Here is a 23,001-nt window from a genome sequence, read left to right as displayed (position 1 = left end):
GCCCGCGCCCACGCTGACCAGGACATGCCTGCGGGGCGCCCGCCCGGCCCTGACCAGGGCCGTTCAGCCGAACAGGCGCGGCTGGGGCGGGGACAGCAGGCCCCGTTCAGCAAATGAAACGGGGCGGCCCTCGCCGACCACGAAGTGGTCGAGCAGGCGCACGTCCACCAGTGCCAGCGCCTGCTGCAGTTCATCGGTGATGCGGGTGTCGGCGCCGGAGGGCTCGGGGTCGCCGGAAGGATGATTGTGGCTGAGGATCACCGCTGCCGCATTGTGCAGCAGGGCTCGACGCACCACCTCGCGGGGATAGACCGGGGCGGCATTGATGGTGCCCTGGAACAGTTCTTCGCAGGCGATCAGGCGGTGGCGGTTGTCCAGGAACAGCGCCATGAAGATCTCGCGGGCCTGGCCGCGCAGGCGGTGCTGCAGATAGCGGCCGACCGCAGCCGGGTTGTTGCCGACGGCCTCGCCCTGCTGAAGTTCGGCCGCCAGATAGCGGTGGGCCAGTTCCAGCCCGGCGGCCAGTGCACAGCTTCGAGCAGGGCCCAGCCCCGGCAACCGGGCCAGCTCGCGGGCCGGGCGGTCCAGCAGCACACGCAGGGGACCGTGCGCCTGCAGCAGGTCGCGCGCGGTCTGCACCGCATCGCGTCCACCGAAGCCGGAGCCGAGGAACAGTGCCAGCAGTTCTGCGTCGGACAGCGTGGCGGGGCCGCGTGCGATCAGCTTCTCGCGGGGACGTTCCTGTTCGGGCCAGTCGTGGATGGGCATGCCTGCATCATCGCCAGTGGGGGCGATGCGGCCCATCAGGGCAGGACGCATGCCCGGGTCGGCCGTTGCCTCAGTCGCGTCGCGACTGCAGGTAGGCGAACAGCTCCTGGTTGTTCTGCAGCCCCAGCTTGCGCTTGGCCTCGGCCTTCTGCCGGCTGATCGTCTTGGGGCTGCGGCCGCAGTGGACGGCGATGGCGTTCACTTTCAGCCCGGCGGCCAACAGGTCCAGCACTTCCTGTTCGCGGGCGGACAGCGCCGCCGGTTCGCGCGCGAACATCAGGTCGCGCGCCTGCAGGTGGTGGCGCAGCTGCTGCGAGACGAACACCTGCCCTGCCATGGCCGCGTTCAGGGCCTGCGGCAACTCGCCGAAATCGGCGCACTTGTCGACCAGGCCGCTGACACCCTCACGCAGCAGGCCATCGAGCAGGCCGGGGTGGCGGGCGCCGGTAAGCACCACCACGGGCATGCGCGGGTGGCGTGCGCGCAGTTCAGCGATCAGTTCCGGGCCATCCGGGCCGGTGCCCGGCATGGAGAGGTCGGTCAGCACCGCGTCGCAGCCGTGGTGCTCGACCAGCTGCAGCAGCTCGGCGCCGTCACGCGCGCTGCCGACGACCTCCATCAGGTGGGTCTGCAGCACGATGCGGATGCCGTGCAGGACGACGGGATGGTCGTCGGCGATGATGATGCGCGGGTGCACGCGGAATCCTCGAAAAGCGAAGCGGCACACCTGCGGCGGCCACTGACGATTCTGCAAACGTGGCCGGCCTACAGGTATAGGAAAGTTCCGAATCGCAGTGTCTTGAACCCCGGAAGCGCTGTGGTGCAAGTCCCATCTGCTGATAGCTGCCCGCTATGTGCGCTGTGCACCGGGACATTACCGACCATCGGGTAAGCTAATGCCCTCGTTTGCACAGGAATTCCAGGTGGCTGACTCCCCCAACGCTTCCCCCGCGCCCGGCCGCGCGCTGGAAGGCCAGAAACTGCTGTTGTGCGTCGGAGGCGGGATCGCGGCCTACAAGGCCCTGGAACTGGTGCGACGCCTGCGTGATGCGGGCGCCCAGGTGCAGGTGGCGATGACCGCCGGTGCCCAGCAGTTCGTCACCCCCCTCAGTTTCCAGGCCCTGTCCGGGCAGCCGACCCGCACCACGCTGTGGGACAGCGCCGCCGAACAGGCCATGGGCCACATCGAGCTGGCCCGCTGGGCGGACCGCATCGTGGTCGCGCCGGGAACCGCCGATCTGCTGGCCCGGCTGGCCCAGGGCCATGCCGATGACCTGGTCAGCACCCTGTGCCTGGCCAGCACCGCACCGCTGACGATCTGCCCGGCGATGAACCATCGCATGTGGCTGCATCCGGCCACCCAGGCCAACATCGCCCTGCTGCGCCAGCGTGGTGCGCAGGTGATCGGCCCGGTCGATGGCCCGCTGGCCGAAGGTGAATCCGGTCCCGGCCGGCTGGCCGAACCCGGCGACATCGTGGCCGCGCTGGCCGCCAATGGCGGCGCCGCTGCGACGGTTGCCGCGCCGGAAACCCGTGCCCTGCAGGGGCTGCGCCTGCTGATCAGTGCCGGCCCGACCTACGAAGACATCGATCCGGTGCGTTACGTCGGCAACCGCAGCAGCGGCAAGATGGGCTTTGCCCTGGCCGCCGCTGCTGCCGCGCTGGGCGCGCAGGTGGTGCTGGTCAGCGGTCCGGTACAGCTGCCGACGCCGCCGGGCGTGCAGCGTATCGACGTGCGCTCGGCCGCGCAGATGCGCGATGCCGTACTGAAGTCGCTGCCCGCCGACATCTATATCGGTGCCGCCGCGGTGTCCGACTACACGCCGCGCCAGGTCGCCGCCCAGAAGCTGAAGAAGACCGCCGACAGCCAGTCGCTGGTGATCGAACTGGTGCGCACGCCGGACATCCTCGCCGAAGTCGCTGCACAGACGCAGTCGCTGAAGCTGGTGGTCGGCTTCGCCGCCGAGACCCACGACGTGGAGAAATACGCGCGCGGCAAACTGGTCGACAAGCGCCTGGACCTGGTGATCGCCAACCAGGTCGGCATCAGTGGCGGCGGTTTCGAGAGCGACAACAATGCCGCCACGGCCTTCTGGCAGGACGGCGAACAGGTATTCCCGGCCACTTCCAAGCGCGAGCTGGCCGAACAACTGCTGGCGCTGATCGCGCGGAGACTCCAGGCATGACCCAGGCATCCACTTCCCACCCGCTGCAGGTCAAGCTGCTCGATCCGCGCTTCGGCGACAGCTGGCCGCTGCCGGCCTATGCCACCGAGGCCAGTGCCGGCATGGACCTGCGCGCGGCGCTGGATACCGCGCTGACCCTGCAGCCGGGCGACACCGCGCTGGTGCCCAGCGGCCTGGCCATCCATATTGCCGACCCGAACCTGTGCGCGGTGATCCTGCCGCGTTCCGGGCTGGGCCATCGGCATGGCATCGTGCTGGGCAACGGCACCGGCCTGATCGATGCCGACTACCAGGGGCCGCTGCTGATCAGCGTCTGGAACCGTGGCCGCGAGGCCTTCACCATCGAGCCGGGCGATCGCATCGCGCAGCTGGTGGTGGTTCCGATCGCCCGCGTCAGCCTGCAGGTAGTGGATACTTTCACCGACAGCGTGCGGGGCGCGGGTGGATTCGGCCATACCGGGGTGCGTTGACAGGGGACATCGATGAGCGGCATCGGGGAAGGACAGCGGGGACGGTCGTTGGGTCGCAGTGCACCTCTACTGGGGGTGCTGTTGATCCTGTTGGCCGGCTGGTTCGGATGGAGCGCGGTGCAGCAATGGCGGCAGGAGGCCAACGGGCAGGCGCTGGAAGAGGCGCGTGACCAGGCCGTGCAGGGCCTGCAGCAGGCTGCTGCGGGCCAGTTGCAGCAGCTGCAGCAGCAGTTGAAGAACGATCGCGTGCAGCAGGCGCTGCAGGCCGGCGACGCCGCTGCGGCGGCGCTGGCCGTTCGCGAGAGCTGGACCGGGGTCGAGCAGGTCGAGGTGCTGGCGGCCGATCTGGCCAACGCCTATGCCGATCCGGCCACCTTCGGGTATTCCCGCCTGGCGCTGCTGGAAGCGGCGCTGGCCGAGGCCAGGCCAAGCCTGCGCGTGGTCCGCGACGGCGGCGGCAACCGCCTGGGCCTGGCCGCGCCGGTGCAGCTGGGCAGCCTGGGGCCGGCCGTCATCTATGTCCGCCAACCGCTGCTGCGGCTGACGTCGCCGCTCGACCAGGTCAGCGCGCCGTCCGCCGGCTTCCTCGGCCTGCGCCAGGGAGCATTCGATCTGGTCACCCAGGGCGACCCGAGCCTGGCCGAAAGCGCGGAAGCGCTGGCGCGCCCGGTTGCAGGCACGCCGTTGCGGCTGGTCGCGTCGGTGCCGAATGTCGAGGCCGGTCCGCTCGGCCTGGGCGCGCTGGCCAGCGCCATTGTGGCGTTGCTGCTGGCGTTCATTGCCGTGTTGCTGGTGGTGGGGCGCGACCGGCTGCCGAAGTCGCTGCCGTTGCCGCGCCGCGCCGCCGCGTCCGAGGCCGACCATGGCCCGACCCTGAGCGAGAGCCTGCAGCAGGCGCCGCCACCGGTGGCCGCCGTGACCGGCAGTGGCGATGCCACGCCACCGCCGCCACCGCCGGTGCCTGCCGAAGAGCTGGCCGCCGGCATCTTCCGCGCCTATGACATCCGCGGCATGGTGGGCAGCGAACTGACACCGAAGACCGCGGCGCTGATCGGCCAGGCCATCGGCACCGTGGCACTGGAGCAGGGCCTGCGCGAGGTGGTGATCGGGCGCGATGGCCGCCTGTCCGGACCCGAGCTGACGGCCGGGCTGGCCGAGGGCCTGCGCCGTGCCGGCTGCGCGGTGATCGACATCGGCCTGGCGCCGACCCCGCTCGTGTACTACGCCGCCTTCCATCTGCGTACCGGCACCTGCGTGGCGGTCACCGGCAGCCACAACCCGCCCGAGTACAACGGCTTCAAGGTGGTGATCGGCGGCGAGACGCTGTCCGGCGACGCGATCACCGATCTCTACCAGCGCATCGTCGAGGGCCGCCTGGTGCAGTCCGCCGAGCCGGGTGACTACCAGCAGCGCGATGTCAGTGCCGACTACATCCAGCGCATCGCCGATGACGTGCAGCTGGACCGTCCGTTGAAGGTCGTGGCCGATGCCGGCAATGGCGTGGCCGGCGCACTGGCCCCGCAGCTGCTGGAAGCAATCGGCGCCGACGTCATTCCGCTGTACTGCGATGTCGATGGCACCTTCCCCAACCATCATCCCGACCCGAGCGAGCCGGCCAACCTGGAAGACCTGGTGCAGACGGTCAAGCGCTTCGGCGCCGACCTCGGCGTAGCCTTCGATGGCGACGGCGACCGGTTGGGCGTGGTCACCGGCGAAGGCAGGATCATCTATGCCGACCGCCTGCTGATGCTGTTCGCTGCCGACGTGCTGATGCGCAATCCGGGCGCGATGGTGATCTACGACGTCAAGTGCACCGGCAAGCTGTCCGACCATGTGCTGCGCAACGGTGGCAGCCCGCTGATGTGGAAGACCGGGCATTCGCTGATGAAGGCGAAGATGCGCGAGACCGATGCCGAGCTGGCCGGTGAGATGAGCGGCCACTTCTTCTTCAAGGAACGCTGGTTCGGTTTCGACGACGGCCTGTACGCCGCTGCGCGCCTGCTGGAGATCCTGGCCCAGCGCGAGGAAACCCCGGACAAAGTACTGGGCGAACTGCCGGAGATGGTCGCCACGCCGGAGCTGAAGGTAGCGGTGGCCGACGGGACGCCGCATGCGTTGGTGGCGATGCTGGTGGCGGCGGCGCAGTCGCCGGACAACCCGTATGTGGGGGGCCGCCTGTCGACCATCGATGGCCTGCGCGTGGACTTCGCCGATGGCTGGGGCCTGGTGCGCGCCTCCAACACCACGCCGGTGCTGGTGCTGCGCTTCGAAGGCAACGACGAGGCCGCACTGGAGCGCATCAAGGCCTTGTTCCGCAGCCAGCTGCAGCCGGTGCTGGGCGACACCCCGCTGGGGTTCTGAGGTGGGGCCGGGCGGCGCCCGGCACCCGCCGAATCAACGTCAACGTCAAAGGCCGGCTATCCGTAGGATGCGGGGTGGGTCCGGTTACGGGGGACGCTGCAAGTCCCCCTCCGGGGCCCGGCCCAGCCGCTGGCGGCTGGGCGTTCGGGCGCTTGCGAAGCAGTGCTTCGCAAGCAAAGCGCCCTCACCCATGTAAGCTCGGTCGCCGCATCCATGCGGCTCACGCCCCCGCAACCGGACCCACCCCGCCTTCGACAGATTTCCGCGATCTGTCCGAACCGCATGAACTGCTCTTGGTAGGTGTCGACCTTGGTCGACACAGCAGAGATCCACGCCATGCGTGGATGCTCTTCCGAATTTGCTTTGGTGGGTGCCGACCGTTGTTCGGCACACCCTCACCCCTTGAATCGCAAGCCCACGCCCGGTTCGGTGAACAGGTAGCGTGAATCCAGCGCCGAATCGCCCAGCTTGTGCCGCAGCTTGCCGACCAGGATGCGCAGGTAATGGGTATCGTGCTGGTGGGTCGGCCCCCAGATCTCCTGCAGGATCTGCGGCTGTGTCACCACCCGCCCGGCATTGCGCAGCAGCAGCGACAGCAACGCGTACTCCTTGCGGGTCAACGCCACCGGTTCACCCTGCAGGGCGACTTCGCGGCGCACCAGGTCCACGCGCAGGTGGCCGTCGTCGAACACCGGCGGCGTGCCATCACTGGGTACGCTGCGCGTGCGCAGCAGCGCCCGCACCCGCGCCATCAGTTCCTGCGTGCCGAACGGCTTGGTCACGTAGTCGTTGGCGCCGGTATCCAGTGCGCGCACCTTCTCGGCTTCGCCGGCGCGCACGGTCAGCATGATCACCGGCACCTGGCTCCACTGCCGCAGCTGTTCAAGTACCTCGTGGCCTTCCATGTCCGGCAGGCCGATATCCAGGATCACCAGGTCCATGTCCTCGCTGGCGGCCAGCTGCAGGCCTTCCTGGCCGGTGGCGGCCTGTCGCACCTGGTAGCCCTGCGCGCGCAGGCTGATGTCCAGGAACCGGCGGATCTGGGTTTCATCATCGATCACCAGCACGCGCGCGGCCGGCACGCTGGCATCAATCGGGGTCGGGCTCATCGTGGGAGGCTGGCTTGAGCAGGGGCAGGGTGATGCGGATCAGGGTACCGCGACCGTCGCGTCCGGGCAGCGCCTGCACGCTGCCGCCATGTGCGCCGATCATGCCCTGGCAGATGGTCAGGCCCAGGCCGGTGCCGTGGCGGCCGCGGTCGCCGCGCTCGACGCTGTAGAACATGTCGAAGATGCGCGCGCGCTCGTCGTCGGGAATGCCGGGGCCGGCATCGATCACGTCGATGCGCAGCTGGCCGTCCAGTTCGCGCGCCTGTACCTGCACGGCGGCGTCGGGCGGCGAGAACTTGGCCGCGTTCTCCATCACGTTGAACACGGCCTGTTCGACCAGCGCCGGGTGTACCCAGATCGGCGCCAGCGTGGACGGAATGTCCAGCTCCAGCCGCACCTTGGGCTGGTAGCGCTGCAGGCGCCGTGCGGCCGAGCCGATCAGTTCGTCCACGCCGATCCAGTCACGGTTGATCTTCAGACCTTCGTGGCCAAGGCGGGTCATGTCCAGCAGGTTCTGGATGTAGCGGTCCAGCCGCTCGCCTTCGACCAGGATGGTGTCCAGCAGGGCACGGCGATCGGCCGTGTCCATCGCCGCGCCGTAACTGGCCAGGCTGTCGGCCGAACCGATCATCGCCGCCAGTGGAGAGCGCAGGTCGTGCGACACCGAAGAGAGCAGGGCCGAGCGCAACCGCTCGGTCTCGTTGCTGACATGCGCCTGTTCCAGTTCGGCCACCAGCCGGGTACGCAGTGCGGCCTGCGCGATGTCATCGACCATCGCTTCGGCAAGCTGCCGTTGTTCGGGCAGCAGGCGTGCCTGTGCGCCGGGCAGGTACAGGCCGGCCACGCCGATCGCGCGATCTTCGCCATCCAGCAATGGCAGGAACCACCACTGCGCACCGGCCAGGGTGTCGGTGAAGCGGCCGCTGGGCTGGCCGTGGCGCAGCGCCCAGTCGGCGGCAGCCAGGTCGGTATCGCCGGGTTGGCTGCGGCCACCGGCGGCAGTGTCCGCGCCGATCCGCAGCCACGCCGGCACATCCATCGCCTGCTCCAAGGCATGCCGACCTGCCTGTGCCACCTCGCCGTTGCCAGCGGCGCTGGCCAGCTGACGGCCCAGCTGCTGGCGTGCACGTGCATGGCGATTGGCCGCACGCAGCGCAATGACCTGCATGCGCAGGCGCGAGGCCAGCCGTCCGGCCACCAAGGCGGCGGCCAGGAACAGGAACACGGTGATCACGCCCTGGCGCGCACCGATGGCGAAGGTGAAGCGGGGCGCGATGAACAGGAAGTTGTAGGCCAGGAAGCACAGGATCGCCGCCATCACCGCCACGCTGGCACGCGTGCGCGCCGCCACCAGCACCACTGCCACGATGAACACCATCGACAGGTCGGCCATGCCGACCCAGCGTTCGGCCAGCCAAGCCACCGCACAGGCCAGCGCGGTGGCGATCAGTGCCTGTACCGGCTCGTAGCTGATGCCGCGCATCGGTGGCAGCAGACCTTCGCGGCGCGAGCGCGCCCGGGCCTGCGGCGTGCTGATGATGGTGATCTCGTAGTGCGCGCCGCGCTGGATCAGCTGCTGGGTCAGGGTTCGGTTGAACATCCGCGCCAGCGGGCGCTCACGGGTGCGCCCCAGCACCAGGGTCGATACGCCGTTGTGCGCTGCATGGTCGAGCAGGGCATCGGCGATGCTCGATCCGTGCAGCAGTTCGGCGTCGCCGCCCAGCCGCCGTGCCAGGGCGAAGGCCGCATCGATCTCGCGCCGCGTGGCCTCGTCCTGGCGCCGGCCCTGCACGGTCACCACCGTCCACGGTGCGTCGCGGCGCTCGGCGATGCGGCGCGCCACCCGCACCAGGTACTCGCTCTGGCCGCCGCCATCGATGGCCACCAGCACGCCGCGCCGCAGCGGCAGGTTGCCTTCGCCCCGTGCGGCGCGGGTTTCACGCAGGCTGCTGTCGACGCGGTCGGCGGCTTCCTGCATCGCCAGCTCACGCAGGGCGGTCAGGTTGGCCGGCGAGAAGAACGCCTGCAGCGCCTGCGCGGCCTGTTCGGGCACATAGACCTTGCCCTGCTGCAGGCGCGCGATCAGTTCGCGCGGCGGCAGATCGACCAGCACGATGTCGTGCAGGCGATCGAGCACGCCATCGGGCACGGTCTCGCTGACCCGCACGCCGGTGATGCGCATCACCACGTCGTTGAGGCTTTCCAGATGCTGGATGTTGACCGTGGTCCAGACGTCGATGCCGGCGTCGAGCAGCTCCATCACATCCTGCCAGCGCCGCTCATGGCGGCTGCCGGGCGCATTGCGATGGGCCAGTTCGTCCACCAGCACCAGCGCTGGATGCCGTGCCAGCACGGCATCCAGGTCCATCTCCTGCAGGGCGTGGCCGTGATAGGCCACGTCCTTCAACGGCAGCTGCGGCAGACCTTCCAGCAGGGCCTGGGTTTCGGCGCGGCCATGGGTTTCCACCAGCCCGACCACCAGGTCCACGCCGCGGCGCAGCTGCTCCTGGGCACGGGTCAGCATGGTGTAGGTCTTGCCCACACCCGGCGCAGCGCCGAGGAACACGGTCAGCTTGCCACCGGCTTCGCGTTGCAGGCCTTCCACCAGGGCATCGGCCTGGCGGGTACGCGCATCAGTCATGGGGGCCGCTGTCATGGCCGCCATTGTGCGCGCAGCCGATGCAGGCCGGCATCACGGCGCCTTGGCCGCATGGTCCAGCGCGAAGTTCAGCGTCACCACGTTCACCCGCGGCTGGCCGAACACGCCCCACTGGCGCCCTTCAGTATGTGCCTGCACCATGGCCTGCACGCGCTCCACCGGCAGGCCGCGGGCACGTGCCACGCGTGCCACCTGCAGCTGCGCCGCCGCCGGCGACAGCTGCGGATCCAGCCCGCCGCCGGACTGGGTGACCAGGTCGGCCGGCACCTGCGCCGGGGCGACACCTTCGCGCGCGGCCACCGCCGCCGTGCTGGCGGCAACACGCTCGGCCAGCGCCGGGTTGCTGCGCGCCAGGTTGGAACCGGCCGCGGCCATCGGGTCGTAGTTGGCCGCCGACGGCCGTGCCTGGAAGTAGCCATCGCCGGTGAACGGCTGCGACAACCATGCCGAGCCGCGCACCTGGCCGCTGCCATCGCGCAGCAGGCTGCCCTCGGCCTGGGTGGGGTAGGCCAGGCCGGCGAAACCGGTGGCGATGCCGGCGTAGACCGCGCCGGCCAGCAGCAGGGTGGCCAGGCCCAGGCCGATCGCCGGGCGCCAGCCGGCGCCGTCCTGCAGGCTGGCCACGCGGGCTTCGGCCTTCGGTTCGCGGGGAAGGGTGGTGGAGGTGGAAGCAGAACGGTTCATGCGCCGAATACCAGGACAAGGAAGAGGTCGATCAGCTTGATCGCCGCGAACGGCAACAGCACGCCGCCGAGGCCGTACACCAGCATGTTCCGCCGCAGCAGCGCGGTGGCCGTGGCCGGGCGGAAGCGCACGCCACGCAGGGCGAGCGGGATCAGCGCGGGAATCACCAGCGCGTTGAAGATCAGCGCCGCCAGCACCGCGTTGCGTGGGCTCGACAGCTGCATCACGTTCAGTGCGGCCATGGCCGGAACCGCAGCGGCAAACAGCGCCGGCAGGATCGCGAAGTACTTGGACACGTCGTTGGCCAGCGAGAAGGTGGTCAGCGCACCGCGGGTGATCAGCTGCTGCTTGCCCACTTCCACGACTGCCAGCAGCTTGGCCGGGTCTGAATCGAGGTCGACCATGTTGCCGGCCTCCTTCGCCGCCTGCGTGCCGGAGTTCATCGCCAGGCCGATGTCGGCCTGGGCCAGCGCGGGAGCATCGTTGGTGCCATCGCCCACCATCGCCACCAGGCGGCCACCGGCCTGTTCCTGGCGGATGCGTGCCAGCTTGTCTTCCGGACGGGCCTCGGCGATGTAGTCATCAACGCCCGCTTCGGCGGCGATGGCGGCAGCGGTCAGCGGGTTGTCGCCGGTGATCATCACCGTGCGGATGCCCATCGCCCGCAGCTGTGCGAACTTCTCGCGCATGCCGTGCTTGACCACGTCCGACAGCTCGATCACGCCCAGCACGTGGCGGCCCTCGGCCACCACCAGCGGGGTGGCGCCATTGCGCGCGACTTGCTCGACGCGGCCGGCCAGTTCAGCCGGCACGCTGCCGCCGAGCGCCTGCACGTGGGTGCGGATCGCATCGGCAGCGCCCTTGCGGATCTGCCGCCCATGCTCCAGATCGACGCCGGACATCCGGGTCTGGGCACTGAAGGCCAAGTAGTCGGCACGGTCCGGCTCGGCGGTGGCGCAGCCCTGTTCGCGCGCCAGGCGCACGATCGACTTGCCTTCCGGGGTCGGGTCGGCCAGCGAGGACAGCAGTGCGGCCTCGCGCAGCTGGCTGGCGTCGATGCCGGCCAGCGGATGGAAGTGGCTGGCCTGGCGGTCGCCGTAGGTGATGGTGCCGGTCTTGTCCAGCAGCAGCACGTCGACGTCGCCGGCCACTTCCACCGCCTTGCCCGACTTGGCCAGCACGTTGGCAGCCAGCGCACGGTTCATGCCGGCGATGCCGATGGCCGGCAGCAGGCCGCCGATGGTGGTCGGGATCAGGCACACCAGCAGTGCGATCAGCAGCAGTGGATCGACCTGCACGCCCACGGCCGCGCCGATCGCCGGCAACGTGGCCACCACCACCAGGAAGGTCAGCGTCATCGCCGCCAGCAGCAGGGTCAGCGCGATCTCGTTGGGGGTCTTCTGGCGATTGGCACCTTCTACCAGCGCGATCATGCGGTCCAGGAAGCTGTGGCCCGGCTCGGCGGTCACCCGCACGATGATCTGGTCGGACAGCACCTTGGTCCCACCGATCACACCGGAACGGTCGGTACCGGCCTCGCGCAGCACCGGTGCCGATTCGCCGGTCACTGCCGCTTCGTTGATGGTGGCCAGGCCCTGCACGATCTCGCCATCGGCCGGCACCAGCTCACCGGCACTGACGATCACATGGTCGCCCGGGCGCAGCTCGGCGGCAGGCACCTGGGCTTCGGCTGCGCCCGGCTGCGGCGCCGCCAGCCGGCGCGCCACCAGGTCCTGGCGGGCACGGCGCAGCGAGGCGGCCTGGCCACGGCCACGCGCTTCGGCCACTGCCTCGGCGAAATTGCCGAACAGCACGGTCACCAGCAGGATGGCGGTCACCGCCAGGCCGAAGCCCAGCGGTGCATTGCCGGTCAGGGTGACGATCGCGGCGACGATCGTGCCGGCCATCACCACCGCCATCACCGGGCTGCGCACCAGATGCATCGGCGCCAGCTTGCGCACCGCTTCGACCAGCGCACGGCGCAGGCCGGCGCCATCAAGCAGGGCAGGGCGCGGTGCATGGGTACTACGGGTTGAACTTGCTTGGGTACTCATCACGGTGTCCTCAGCGCAGTCCCAGGCTCAGGTGATCGGCGATCGGGCCGAGTACCAGCGCCGGCATGAACTGCAGCACGGTCAGGATGACGATCACCGAGACCAGGGTCAGGGCGAAGGTCGGGGTTTCGATCTGCAGGCTGCCGGCAGACTCCGGCGCCTGGCGCTTGGCGGCCAGCTGTGCGGCCACCACCAGCGGAATGATCAGCAGCGGGAAGCGGCCCAGCAGCAGTACCAGCGAGCAGCTCAGGTTCCACCACAGCGTGGCGTCACCCAGTCCTTCGAAGCCCGAACCGTTGTTGGCGTAGGCCGAGACATACTCGTAGAACACCTGGCTGATGCCATGGAAGCCGGGGTTGGAGGTGCCGGCCAGGCCGGGCACGGCCAGGGTGATCGCAGTGAACACCAGCAGGGTGATCGGCTGCAGCAGCACCAGCAGGGCCAGCAGGCGCACCTGGGGCGTCTCCAGCTTGCGGCCGAACAGTTCCGGCGTGCGCCCGGTCATCAACCCGGCCAGGAACACACCCAGCAGCAGATAGACGATGAACTGCTGCAGGCCACAGCCGATGCCGCCCCAGATCGCGCTGACCAGCATGTTGACCATCGCGATGCCACCGCTCAGCGGCGCCAGCGAATCGTGCATGCCGTTCACCGAGCCATTGGAGACCTGGGTAGTCACCGCCGCCCACAGCGCCGTGCCGTCGGCGCCGAAGCGCACCTCCTTGCCTTCCATCAGCAGCGGTGTGGCGGCGCTGGCGCTATGCCCTTCGCTCCACATCATCGCGCCGGTGGAAAGCAGCGACATGCCCAGCATGCAGCTGAACACCAGGGCGCCGAAGCGACGCCGGCCGGTGAACGCGCCGATCATGAAGATCACCGCCATCGGCACCAGCAGGATGCCGACGATTTCCAGCGCGTTCGACAGCGGGGTCGGGTTCTCCAGCGGGAAGCTGCTGTTCGGGCCGTACCAGCCGCCACCGTTGGCGCCAAGCTGCTTGGCCGCGACCATCGCCGCCACCGGGCCCAGCGGCAGCTTCTGTCCGGTCATGCCGGCGCTGGCATCGATCGGCGTGGCCTGCGGGCCACCGGCCATCGTCGATGGCACACCCTGGCTGGTCAGCAGCAGGGTCCACACCAGGCACAGCGGCAACAGGAAACGCACGCACAGGCGCACCACGTCCACGTAGTAGTTGCCTACCGCCACCTGGCGGTCATCGCCGGCACCGGTGGCCGCCGCAGCCTGCGGCGCACGCGAGAACAACGCGCGCAGCGTCGCCACCGCCAGCGCCAGGCCCATCATCGGCGTCACCACCTGCAGGCCGGTGATGCCGGTCATCTGCGAGAGGTAGGACAGCTGCGCCTGGCCCGAATAGTGCTGCTGGTTGGTGTTGGTCAGGAACGAGATCATCGTGTGCAGCGCGGTGTCCCAGCGCATGTTCGGGATCTGGTCCGGGTTCAGTGGCAACCAGGCCTGGGTCATGAACACCGCCTGGGTCAACACAGCGACCACCACGTTGCTCAGCACGAAGGCCAGCACGTAGCCGCGCCAGGACATCGCGCGCGAGGGATCGACGCCGAACACCTTGTACAACGGCTTTTCGATCCAGTTGAACAGCACGTCGACCTTCATCGGCGTGCCGCGCATCACGCGGGCCAGGTACAGGCCCAGCGGCCACGCCAGCAGCAGGCTGGCGGCAAGAATGACAAGCATCTCAGTCATGGCCGGCTCCGTTAGAACGATTCGGGCCGCAGCACGACATAGAGAAGATAGGCGGCGGCGACCAGCACCAGCACGCCACACAACAAAGACAGCCAGGGGGACATTTCAATAGCGACCTGGTGGAACCCCTCCACCTCAGGCCGTCATCGTCGTCCTGCCACCCATAAACGCACTACGCGCCGGACCGGGCCGACGCGTAAAGAGTGCATAAATTCCGTGGGCCAACCCGTAACCACGCGCCGCCTGCTGTAGAGCCGAGCCCATGCTCGGCTGCCCTTTCCCAAGGTCACGCGGAGTCGAGCGTGGGCCCGACGCTACAGGCGAATCACGGCGCCTGGCTCGCCTGCGCCACGCCCTTCAGCTCGCGATAGCGCTGCAGCGTGCTGTCGATCTCGGCCTTCAGCGCCTGCTGCTGCTGCAGGAACCCGGCCTGCAGGCGTTGCTGCGACTGCAGTTGTACATGCCGCTGGCGGATCGCCTCGGCCTGCTTGTCGGCCACCTTGCCACCGGCCAGTTCGCGGTCACCGGCGGCCGACAGCAGCGCCACCAGCGATTCGCGCAGGCTGGTGACGTTGTACTCGGCGGTCTTCAGGTTGTTGTCCAGCACTTCCTGGCGTTCGGCGAACACCCGGCGCAGGTCGTCCTCGCTGCCATAGGTGGACAGCATCGCCTGCTCGGTGCGCTGGCGGGTCTGCTCGGCCATCAGGTCCAGCTGCTGCTGCTGTGCCACGGTGCTGGCTGCGGCGCGCTCCTCGTCGGTCAACGCGCGCTGGACCTGCGCATTGCGCAGGCCGCTCTTCGCGTTGAACTCCTCGCGGGCGTGATTGACCGCATCGGCCGGCAGCGAATCACTGCAGATCCGCTCCTTGCCCTCGTTCCAGCAGTACAGCTTCTTTTCCACCTTGCCGCCGTCGCGCGACTGCGCCGGCACGGTGAACGGCACGGCCAGCAGCAGGCCGGCAAAGAGAACAGCAGGAACTCGGGACATGACCTTTCCCCTGGTCGGTCAGCGGATCGAACGGACGCCGTACTGGGCCCGGTAGGCTTCCAGCGGCTGCCGGTAACCGACAAGTTCCGGGTTGCCGGAGGCGAAATCAAGCAGATCGGCCAGCGATGCCACGGCGATCACCGGAATGCCGGCTTCTTCGGCCACCGACTGTGCCGCCGAGCGACGGTCGGCTTCCGAGGCGATCTCCTGGCGGTCCAGTGCCACCACGATGCCGGCCGGGGTGCCGCCGGCAGCGCGGATGATGCCCAGCGCTTCGCGGATCGCGGTACCGGCGGTGATCACGTCATCGACGATCAGCACGCGCTTGCCATTCAGGTCGGCGCCGATCAGCTGGCCGCCTTCGCCATGGTCCTTGGCTTCCTTGCGGTTGAACGACAGCGGCAGGTCGCGGCCACGCTGGGCCAGCTCGCAGGCCATCGCGGTGGCCAGCGGAATGCCCTTGTAGGCCGGGCCGAACACCACGTCGTACTTGATCCCGGTGGCATCGATGGCATCGGCGTAGCAGGCGCCGAGCTGCGACAGCAGCGAACCGGAGTCGAAACGACCGGCGTTGAAGAAATAGGGGCTCAGCCGGCCGGACTTGAGGGTGAACTGGCCGAAGCGCAGGGCGTCGGCAGTCAGGGCCAGCTGCAGGAAACGGTGGCGGTGGTCGCTCATCAAAACTCGATTCATCTTCATTTGGAGCACAAATCCTAATCCAGCTGGGCGTTTCGCGCTCGTCCAGCGCCATGTGAAAGCCGTCCAGGCCCGGCCTGGCGGACTGCGCAGCCCTGCGGGCAACCGTTATGCTTGCCCGGTTTCCCGCCGCAGGTCCCCCGCATGCGCATCATCAGTTTCAACGCCAATGGCATCCGTTCCGCCGCGACCAAGGGCTTCCTCGACTGGTTCCGTGCCCAGGACGCCGACGTCCTGTGCATCCAGGAAACCAAGGCCCAGGAAGACCAGCTGACCGACCCGATGTTCCGTCCGGACGGCCACCACTGCTTCTATCGCGATGCCATCACCAAGAAGGGCTACAGCGGCGTGGCGATCTACAGCAAGCGCGAGCCGGACCAGGTCATCACCTCGCTGGGTTGGGCGCCGTTCGACGACGAAGGCCGCTACATCGAGGCGCGCTACGGCAATCTCAGCGTGGTTTCCTTCTATATCCCATCGGGCAGCTCGGGCGACCTGCGCCAGGGCTTCAAGTTCGAAGTGATGGAATGGCTGCGGCCGATCCTCGAAGCGTGGGCGCGCAGCGGCCGCGACTACGTGCTGTGCGGTGACTGGAACATCGTGCGTTCGGCGCTGGACATCAAGAACTGGAAGTCCAACCAGAAGAACTCCGGCTGCCTGCCGGAGGAGCGCGACTGGCTCAACGCGCTGTGCGCCGACCACGGCCAGGCCACCGATGTCGCCGGCGGCCGTGGGTGGGCCGATGCCTACCGCCTGCTCAACCCCACCGGAGAGGACTACACCTGGTGGAGCAACCGCGGCGCCGCCCGTGCCAACAATGTCGGTTGGCGCATCGACTACCAGTTCATCGCCCCGGGCCTGCGTGACCGGCTGCGCAGCTGCTCGATCTACCGCGACGAGCGCTTCTCCGACCACGCCCCGTTCACCGTGGACTACAACCTGTGACCGAGGCCGCCACGCCGGTCAGCTACAAGGGCTGGGCCGGCATCAAGCGCGCCTTTGGTACCCCGTCGGCGCTGACCATGGCCATGCTCGGCTTCGGCAGTGGCCTGCCGTTCCTGCTGATCGCCTCGCAGACCCTGTCCACGCGCCTGCGCGACGTCGGGCTGGACCTGGGCAGCATCGGCCTGATCAGCCTGGCCAGCTTCTTCTACCTGCTCAAGTTCCTGTGGGCACCGCTGCTGGACCGCTACGCCTTCCCGCTGCTGGGGCGGCTCGGCCGCCGCCGCTCCTGGCTGCTGGTGTCGCAGGTGCTGGTGCTGGTCGGGCTGGTCGCGCTGGCCTTCGTGCGGCCCGAACAGGGCGTGTGGCCGTTGGTGATGTGGGTGCTGGTGGCGTCGTTCGCCGGCGCCACCCAGGATTCGGCCGTCGATGCCTACCGCATCGAGATCGCGCCGCAGACCGCCCAGGCGGCGCTGGCCGCCACCTATACGCTGGGCTACCGGATCGGCCTGATCCTGGCCGGTGCCGGCGCGCTGTACCTGGCCCAGTTCGAAGGCTGGATCGTCGCCTACCTGGCGATGGCCGCGCTGATGCTGCTGCCGATCGTCACCACCCTGCTGTGCGCCGAACCGCAGCGCCCGGCCACCGCCGTGCAGCGCCGCATCGATATTGCCGAAGCGTTCGTCCAGCCCATCTCCAGCTTCTTCAGCCGCAATGGCGTGGCACTGGCGCTGGTGCTGCTGGCGTTCGTCGGCCTGTTCAAGTTTCCCGACCAGGTGATCGGAGTGATGGCCGGGCCGTTCTATCTCGACTCGGGGTTCGACAAGGCCGACATCGCCACCGTCTCCAAGCTGTTCGGTGTGTGGATGGGCATCGGCGGCGCGTTCCTTGGCGGCATCGCGGTGGCTGCGTTCGGCTTCCGCCGCATGCTGCTGGTGGCCGCGCTTGGCGTGGCGCTGTCCAACCTGGCCTTCCTGCTGATGGCGCACAATCCGGGCAAGCTGTGGGCGTTCTACGCCGCGCTCAGTGCCGACAACCTGTTCCAGGGCTTTGCCGGCACCGTGCTGGTGGCCTTCATGTCGTCGCTGACCGACCGCAACTTCACCGCCACCCAGTACGCATTGCTGGTCTCGCTGGCCAACCTGCCGGGCAAGTTCGTCGGTGGCATCTCCGGCTACATCGTCGAAGCCACGTCCTACAGCACGTTCTTCATCCTCAGCTCGATCACCGTGGTGCCAACCCTGCTGCTGCTGGCGTGGCTGTGGCCGCGGATCGCCGATCGCGGGCCGCCGCCGGTCGCCTGATTGCCTGCCCGCCCGGACTGCGGGATCATCGCCCCCGACGCGCCGAGGGGGCGGTGCCTTGCGAACGGGGAAGTGAGCATGGCCGACGTTGTGCTGCGGGACCTGGACCCGCTGCTGCTGGAACGCATCCGACGGGTCGCGGTCGCCCGCGGCTGGACCCACGAACAGACCTGCGCCGCCTTGCTGGAGCAGGGGCTGTTCAGCAGTGAACTGGAGGTCCGCTCCGGCTTCGGCGATCCCGAAGTGGACGCCCTCTCCGCCGCGATTGCCGCCCTGCAGGCCCTGCCGGCAGGGCAGGGCTTCGATTAGCGCCTTTGTAGAGCCGAGCCATGCTCGGCTGCTCTTGGCCCGGCCCGCGCTAAGCCGAGCAGGGCTCGGCTCTACAACGGCGCCTCACCTGCGCGGACGGCCCACCTCACGCCAGGTGGATCGCCCCCAGGATCCGCGGGCCCGTTGCCCCGGTCACGCTCGGCAGGTTGCCCGCCAGCCCGTCCATCGTCCGCTGCGCCAGCCAGGCGAAACCCATCGCCTCCACGTACTCCGGGTCCAGCCCATGCACCGCGCTGGACTCAACCTGCACCTCCGGCAGCCGCGCCGCCAGCCGCTTCATCAGCTGCCGGTTGCGCACACCGCCGCCACAGACCAGCAGGCGCCGGGTCTGCGGCTGCTGCGCCAGCAACGCATCGGCCACGGTCGCCACGGTCAGCTCCAGCAGGGTGGCCTGCACATCGGCAGCGGCGTACTCGCCTTCCCCCATGTGGGCTTCGGCCCAGGACAGGTGAAACTGTTCGCGCCCGGTGCTCTTCGGCGGCGGCAGCGCGAACCACGGGTCCGAGCGCCAGCCGGCCAGCAGGCCCTCGTCCAACGTGCCACTGGCAGCGTAAGCGCCATCGGCATCGAAGGTGCGGCCGGTATGGCGCTGGCACCAGGCGTCCATCAGCGCATTGGCCGGGCCGGTATCGAAGCCACGCACCGCGCCTTCGCGCGGGATCAGGGTCAGGTTGGCGATGCCGCCCAGGTTGAGCACCGCGCGGTCTTCGTCGGCGGTGCCCAGCATGCCCAGGTGGAAGGCCGGCATCAGCGGCGCACCGTGGCCCCCGGCCGCCACGTCGCGGCGGCGGAAGTCGGACACCGTCGTGATCCCGGTCAGTTCGGCAATGCGGTTGCCGTCGCCCAGCTGCACGGTGAACGCCGGGTCGGCCAGCGGGCGGTGGCGCACGGTCTGGCCGTGCGAGCCGATCGCGCGCACCTGGCTGCGGTCCACGCCGGCCTCGGCCAGCAGTTGATTGGCGGCCCCGGCGAAGTTGATCGCGATCCGCGCGTCCAGTTCGCCCAGTTCCTCCAGCGACTCCAGCGGGCCACCTTCGCCCAGCGCCACCAGCCGCGCGCGTAGCACCGGCTCCCAGCGGGCGGTCAGGCCGTGCACGAAGCGGCAGCCACCGCCGGCGGGGAACTGCACCAGCGCGGCATCGATGCCATCGGCGCTGGTGCCCGACATCAGGCCAAGGTACAGGGGGGCGTCAGCGTCGGCAGTCGTGTTCATGGCAGGCATAAAAAAAGGACGCGGCAAGCTTGGGCTGCCGCGTCCTTCTTCGTCAACGCAAGACGCTCAGCCGCGCTTGCGGCCGGTCGCCTGCTTGTCCTTGGCGCTGGCCACCTCGGGCGCAGCATCGTCGCGGCTGGTCGGTGCCGGGCTGGCGTCGGCGTAGATCAGCTTCTCCATGCCCTGGATGCGCGCCATCGCCGGCGCGGTCTGCGCGCGGAAGGCGACCAGCTCGGCGCCCTTCAGCGGTTCCGGCGGCGGCATGGTCACGGTCAGCGGGTTGCGGTGCTCGCCGTTGACGCGGAATTCGTAGTGCAGGTGCGGCCCGGTCGCCAGGCCGGTCGAGCCGACATAGCCGATCACCGTGCCCTGGGCCACGCGCTGGCCGGTCCTGATGTTCGCAAAGCGCGACATGTGGCCGTACAGGGTGGTGTGGCCGCGGCCATGGTCGAGGATCACCACGTTGCCGTAGCCGCGCTGCACGCCGGCGAACTGCACGCGGGCATCGCCGGCGGCCATGATCGGAGTGCCGGTGCGCGCGGCGTAGTCCACGCCCTTGTGCATGCGCATCTTGCCCAGCACCGGGTGCTTGCGCGCGCCGAAGGTCGAACTCAGCCGCGCGAACGGGATCGGCATGCGGATGAAGCTCTTCTTCAGCGAACGGCCGTTGATGTCGTAGTACTCGGACTTGCCGTTGCGGTCGAAGCGGAAGCCGGAATAGGTCTTGCCACCGGTGGTGAAGGTCGCCGCCAGGATCTTGCTGGTGTCCACCTTCTCGCCTTCGCGCCAGGTTTCATCCATCACCACGCTGAAGCGGTCGCCCGGCTGCAGGTCCTTGGAGAAGTCGATGTCGTACTTGAAGATGTCGTCGGTCATCGTCGCGATCGCCGACGGCGACAGCCCGGCCCGTCGGGCCGCGGCATACAGCGAACTGGTGATCTCGCCGCTGGTGACCACGGTGCGCGTGGAGGACTCGCGCTTGGTCACTTTCTCCTTGATGTCATCGCCGGCCAGGCTCAGTTCCACGCGGTTGTCGGCATCGCGGTCGAAACGGATGCTGCGCAGGTCGCCGGACAGCGGCATGTCGAAGGCGATCTCGGCACCCGGGCGCAGCTTGGTCAACGCCTCACGCGCGCCGGGGTGGTCCAGCACCCGGTGCAGGGTGGTGGCCGGAATGCCAGCCTTGTCGAACAGGTCGCTCAGGGTCTGGCCACGCTGCACGCGCAGCACCTGCCAGCTGTCACCCGGCACCTGCTGCTGGCGGGCCATGGTCAGCGGCGGCAACGGCAGCGCCAGGCTGGTGTGGCTGTCGGCGTAAGGCGCATCGATGGTGTGCGAGAAACCGGGGACGATCGTCGCCACCAAGGCGCCGATGGTCGCAAACAGGCTGGCGTGCATCCAATGGCGGCGGGTCCAGCGCTCATTGAAGGCGGCGGGAAGATGTTGCCTGAGCTTCCGATGCAGGGTGTTGTCGTGCAGGACGTGGAGGCGTTCCTGGAAGCGCTGCTTGCGTGCGCGCCCTTGTTCGGAATTGTGCATCGGCGGTTTTTTCCTGGCGGCCTGGGAGTGCGGGCCTGATCGCCGGTTACCATAGACACCTCAGAAAACCGCGTCAAACCCTTGTGCCCATTGGCTTTTGTGAAGCCAATCGGGTTAACTTCGCTTTAACACCCCACACAAGAATCGGCGTTGCCGGGAGTAGTCACGTGTCCTCGATTGAAGAAGCCCTTGCCCTGATCGGCCGTGGTGCCGACGAGATCCTCAAGCTCGAGGATCTGCGTGCGCGCCTGCAGGAAGGCCGTCCGCTGCGGATCAAGGCCGGCTTCGACCCCACCGCGCCCGACCTGCACCTGGGCCATACGGTGCTGCTGAACAAGATGCGCCAGTTCCAGGACCTCGGCCACCAGGTCATTTTCCTGATCGGCGACTTCACCGGCATGATCGGCGACCCGTCCGGCAAGAGCCTGACCCGCAAGCCGCTCAGCCGCGATGACGTGCTGGCCAACGCCCGTACCTACGAGGAACAGGTGTTCAAGGTGCTCGACCGCAGCCGTACCGAAGTCCGCTTCAACTCGGAGTGGTTCGGCAAGATGGGCGCGGCCGACATGATCCGCCTGGCCGGCCAGCACACCGTGGCGCGCATGCTCGAGCGCGACGACTTCGCCAAGCGCTATGCCGCCCAGCAGTCCATCGCCATCCACGAATTCCTGTACCCGCTGGTGCAGGGCTACGATTCGGTGGCCCTGGAGGCCGACGTCGAACTGGGCGGTACCGACCAGAAGTTCAACCTGCTGATGGGCCGTGGCCTGCAGGAACACCACGGCCAGAAGCCGCAGGTGGTGCTGACCATGCCGCTGCTGGAAGGCCTGGACGGCGTCAACAAGATGTCCAAGTCGCTGGGCAACTACATTGGTATCAGCGAGCCGGCCATCGACATCGTCACCAAGACCATGAAGGTGGACGACACCCTGATGTGGCGCTGGATCGAACTGCTGTCCTTCGACATCAGCCAGGCCGAAGCCGTGCAGCTGCGCGAGCAGGTGGCCAATGGCGGCTTGAACCCGCGTGTGGTCAAGCTGCGCCTGGCGCGTGAACTGGCGACCCGTTTCCACGACGCCGCCGCGGCCGAGCAGGCCATTGCAGGCTGGGAAGCAGCGGTGACCGGGCAGGGTGACATTACCCAGCTGCCGCTGCAGGAGGTGGCGATTCCGGCCGAAGGCCTGCGTATCGCTGCGCTGCTGACGGCGGCCGGCCTGACCCCGAGCAACTCTGAAGCCAACCGCAAGCTCAAGGAGCGCGCGGTCAAGGTCGACGGTGAAGTGGTCGAAGATGGCCAGCAGGTGCTGCAGCCGGGCTTCGAAGGCCTGCTGCAGGTCGGCAAGCGTACTTTCGCCCGCGTGCGCCTGGTCACTGCCTGACAGCAGGGAAGGGCCGGCGCCAGCCGGCCCTTCCTTATGCTCTTGTAGAGCCAAGCCTACGCTTGGCTGCGCTTCGCGGGTTCCTACCGCAGCGCGACGGATGAACAGATGCAACATCCGGTGAAAAAAATCGCCACACCCCCTTCACAAATGATGTGGATGGGGCCATACTTCTCCTCCCCCGTCGCAGGGGTCGCCACCAAGGGGCTTCAGCGACATCAGGGTGCCCACCACCGCCGAACGAGATGATCGAACGAAGGTGTTGACGGACTGAAAAAGTCTGGCATAATGGGCGGCTCGCTACGAAGGAAAACTTCGCAGCACACGGGAACGGCGCTGAGGCCACTTCCCCAGATCTTTGAAAGTATGCGCAGGTATCTTGTGAAGGCGCCTGCAGGAAGGATGATTGTCCATCTTGCAGACGTTTGATCAAGCAACTATTAATTGTTTTAAAGCAAGCGATACGTTGCCGGAATCAATCATCTGCAGCTTTAAATTTTGATCTTCGGATCATGTAGTTTTAAGTGAAGAGTTTGATCCTGGCTCAGAGTGAACGCTGGCGGTAGGCCTAACACATGCAAGTCGAACGGCAGCACAGG

19 protein-coding genes and 1 rRNA gene are annotated in these 23,001 nt (G+C 68.3%); 8 read left to right on the top strand and 12 right to left on the bottom strand.

Translation table 11 applies throughout. The annotated features are described in order from the left end of the window. Nucleotides 1-63: 63 nt before the first annotated feature. Nucleotides 64-768: a RadC family protein gene (radC, locus tag VG561_RS02705; RefSeq protein ID WP_014035697.1), complete on the bottom strand. Its 705-nt coding sequence runs from the start codon at nucleotides 766-768 to the stop codon at nucleotides 64-66. 70 nt (nucleotides 769-838) lie between these two features. Next, complete coding sequence (locus VG561_RS02700) at nucleotides 839-1,465, bottom strand: response regulator transcription factor (RefSeq protein ID WP_014645666.1); 627 nt, start codon at nucleotides 1,463-1,465, stop codon at nucleotides 839-841. A 199-nt stretch (nucleotides 1,466-1,664) separates the two neighbouring features. On the opposite strand from VG561_RS02700, the gene coaBC reads away from it, so the two are divergent. Genes coaBC through VG561_RS02685 form a run of 3 tightly spaced genes read left to right on the top strand, consistent with a single transcriptional unit; the run spans nucleotide 1,665 to nucleotide 5,785 of the window. Continuing rightward, nucleotides 1,665-2,954: a bifunctional phosphopantothenoylcysteine decarboxylase/phosphopantothenate--cysteine ligase CoaBC gene (coaBC, locus tag VG561_RS02695; protein WP_014645667.1), complete on the top strand. Its 1,290-nt coding sequence runs from the start codon at nucleotides 1,665-1,667 to the stop codon at nucleotides 2,952-2,954. Next, on the top strand, nucleotides 2,951-3,424 hold the full coding sequence (dut, locus tag VG561_RS02690) for a dUTP diphosphatase (protein WP_014035700.1): 474 nt from the start codon (nucleotides 2,951-2,953) through the stop codon (nucleotides 3,422-3,424). The genes coaBC and dut overlap by 4 nt, the downstream gene beginning before the upstream one ends. Nucleotides 3,425-3,436: 12 nt before the next feature. Continuing rightward, nucleotides 3,437-5,785: a phosphomannomutase/phosphoglucomutase gene (locus tag VG561_RS02685; RefSeq protein ID WP_423179356.1), complete on the top strand. Its 2,349-nt coding sequence runs from the start codon at nucleotides 3,437-3,439 to the stop codon at nucleotides 5,783-5,785. A 395-nt stretch (nucleotides 5,786-6,180) separates the two neighbouring features. On the opposite strand, the gene VG561_RS02680 is transcribed toward VG561_RS02685, so the two are convergent. From VG561_RS02680 to pyrE, 8 genes are all read right to left on the bottom strand, one after another. Continuing rightward, on the bottom strand, nucleotides 6,181-6,894 hold the full coding sequence (locus VG561_RS02680) for a response regulator transcription factor (RefSeq protein WP_032961423.1): 714 nt from the start codon (nucleotides 6,892-6,894) through the stop codon (nucleotides 6,181-6,183). Then, on the bottom strand, nucleotides 6,875-9,535 hold the full coding sequence (locus VG561_RS02675) for a sensor histidine kinase (protein WP_014645670.1): 2,661 nt from the start codon (nucleotides 9,533-9,535) through the stop codon (nucleotides 6,875-6,877). The genes VG561_RS02680 and VG561_RS02675 overlap by 20 nt, the downstream gene beginning before the upstream one ends. Nucleotides 9,536-9,586: 51 nt before the next feature. Next, nucleotides 9,587-10,237, bottom strand: coding sequence for a potassium-transporting ATPase subunit KdpC (kdpC, locus tag VG561_RS02670; protein WP_262093321.1), 651 nt, complete (start codon nucleotides 10,235-10,237; stop codon nucleotides 9,587-9,589). Further along, nucleotides 10,234-12,291 (bottom strand): potassium-transporting ATPase subunit KdpB, encoded by a 2,058-nt coding sequence (gene kdpB / locus VG561_RS02665; protein WP_014645672.1) that lies wholly within the window; start codon nucleotides 12,289-12,291, stop codon nucleotides 10,234-10,236. Before kdpB ends, kdpC begins: the two co-directional genes overlap by 4 nt. Before the next feature lie 10 nt (nucleotides 12,292-12,301). Then, on the bottom strand, nucleotides 12,302-14,011 hold the full coding sequence (gene kdpA / locus VG561_RS02660; RefSeq protein ID WP_014645673.1) for a potassium-transporting ATPase subunit KdpA: 1,710 nt from the start codon (nucleotides 14,009-14,011) through the stop codon (nucleotides 12,302-12,304). Nucleotides 14,012-14,022: 11 nt separating this feature from the next. Continuing rightward, nucleotides 14,023-14,115, bottom strand: a complete 93-nt coding sequence (locus VG561_RS02655) for a potassium-transporting ATPase subunit F (RefSeq protein ID WP_005407770.1) — start codon at nucleotides 14,113-14,115, stop codon at nucleotides 14,023-14,025. Nucleotides 14,116-14,336: 221 nt separating this feature from the next. Then, nucleotides 14,337-14,999 (bottom strand): hypothetical protein, encoded by a 663-nt coding sequence (locus tag VG561_RS02650; RefSeq protein ID WP_032961414.1) that lies wholly within the window; start codon nucleotides 14,997-14,999, stop codon nucleotides 14,337-14,339. Between the two features lie 18 nt (nucleotides 15,000-15,017). After that, nucleotides 15,018-15,677, bottom strand: a complete 660-nt coding sequence (gene pyrE / locus VG561_RS02645) for an orotate phosphoribosyltransferase (protein WP_032961411.1) — start codon at nucleotides 15,675-15,677, stop codon at nucleotides 15,018-15,020. 162 nt (nucleotides 15,678-15,839) lie between these two features. Here pyrE and VG561_RS02640 point away from each other — a divergent pair, with 162 nt between their 5' ends. The 3 genes from VG561_RS02640 to VG561_RS02630 all read left to right on the top strand — a co-directional run bounded on the left by VG561_RS02640 (nucleotide 15,840) and on the right by VG561_RS02630 (nucleotide 18,250). Further along, nucleotides 15,840-16,640: an exodeoxyribonuclease III gene (locus tag VG561_RS02640; protein ID WP_423179355.1), complete on the top strand. Its 801-nt coding sequence runs from the start codon at nucleotides 15,840-15,842 to the stop codon at nucleotides 16,638-16,640. Continuing rightward, nucleotides 16,637-17,941: an AmpG family muropeptide MFS transporter gene (locus VG561_RS02635; protein WP_423179354.1), complete on the top strand. Its 1,305-nt coding sequence runs from the start codon at nucleotides 16,637-16,639 to the stop codon at nucleotides 17,939-17,941. The genes VG561_RS02640 and VG561_RS02635 overlap by 4 nt, the downstream gene beginning before the upstream one ends. A 78-nt stretch (nucleotides 17,942-18,019) precedes the next feature. Then, nucleotides 18,020-18,250 (top strand): hypothetical protein, encoded by a 231-nt coding sequence (locus VG561_RS02630; protein WP_014645678.1) that lies wholly within the window; start codon nucleotides 18,020-18,022, stop codon nucleotides 18,248-18,250. Between the two features lie 106 nt (nucleotides 18,251-18,356). Here the strand turns inward: VG561_RS02630 and VG561_RS02625 are convergent, their stop codons facing one another. Both VG561_RS02625 and VG561_RS02620 read right to left on the bottom strand, forming a co-directional pair. Next, complete coding sequence (locus VG561_RS02625) at nucleotides 18,357-19,484, bottom strand: anhydro-N-acetylmuramic acid kinase (RefSeq protein WP_080281908.1); 1,128 nt, start codon at nucleotides 19,482-19,484, stop codon at nucleotides 18,357-18,359. 66 nt (nucleotides 19,485-19,550) lie between these two features. Beyond that, nucleotides 19,551-21,023 (bottom strand): peptidoglycan DD-metalloendopeptidase family protein, encoded by a 1,473-nt coding sequence (locus tag VG561_RS02620; protein ID WP_423179353.1) that lies wholly within the window; start codon nucleotides 21,021-21,023, stop codon nucleotides 19,551-19,553. Between the two features lie 167 nt (nucleotides 21,024-21,190). Between VG561_RS02620 and tyrS the strand changes: the two genes are divergently transcribed. Then, nucleotides 21,191-22,402, top strand: coding sequence for a tyrosine--tRNA ligase (gene tyrS, locus VG561_RS02615; protein WP_032961398.1), 1,212 nt, complete (start codon nucleotides 21,191-21,193; stop codon nucleotides 22,400-22,402). 521 nt (nucleotides 22,403-22,923) lie between these two features. Beyond that, nucleotides 22,924-23,001: ribosomal RNA gene (locus VG561_RS02610) — 16S ribosomal RNA — on the top strand; the annotation flags it as partial.

The sequence above is a fragment of the Stenotrophomonas sp. CASM110 genome, from assembly GCF_049384345.1.
Classification (GTDB): domain Bacteria; phylum Pseudomonadota; class Gammaproteobacteria; order Xanthomonadales; family Xanthomonadaceae; genus Stenotrophomonas; species Stenotrophomonas muris.
This window is presented reverse-complemented; position numbering and strand designations above follow the sequence as displayed.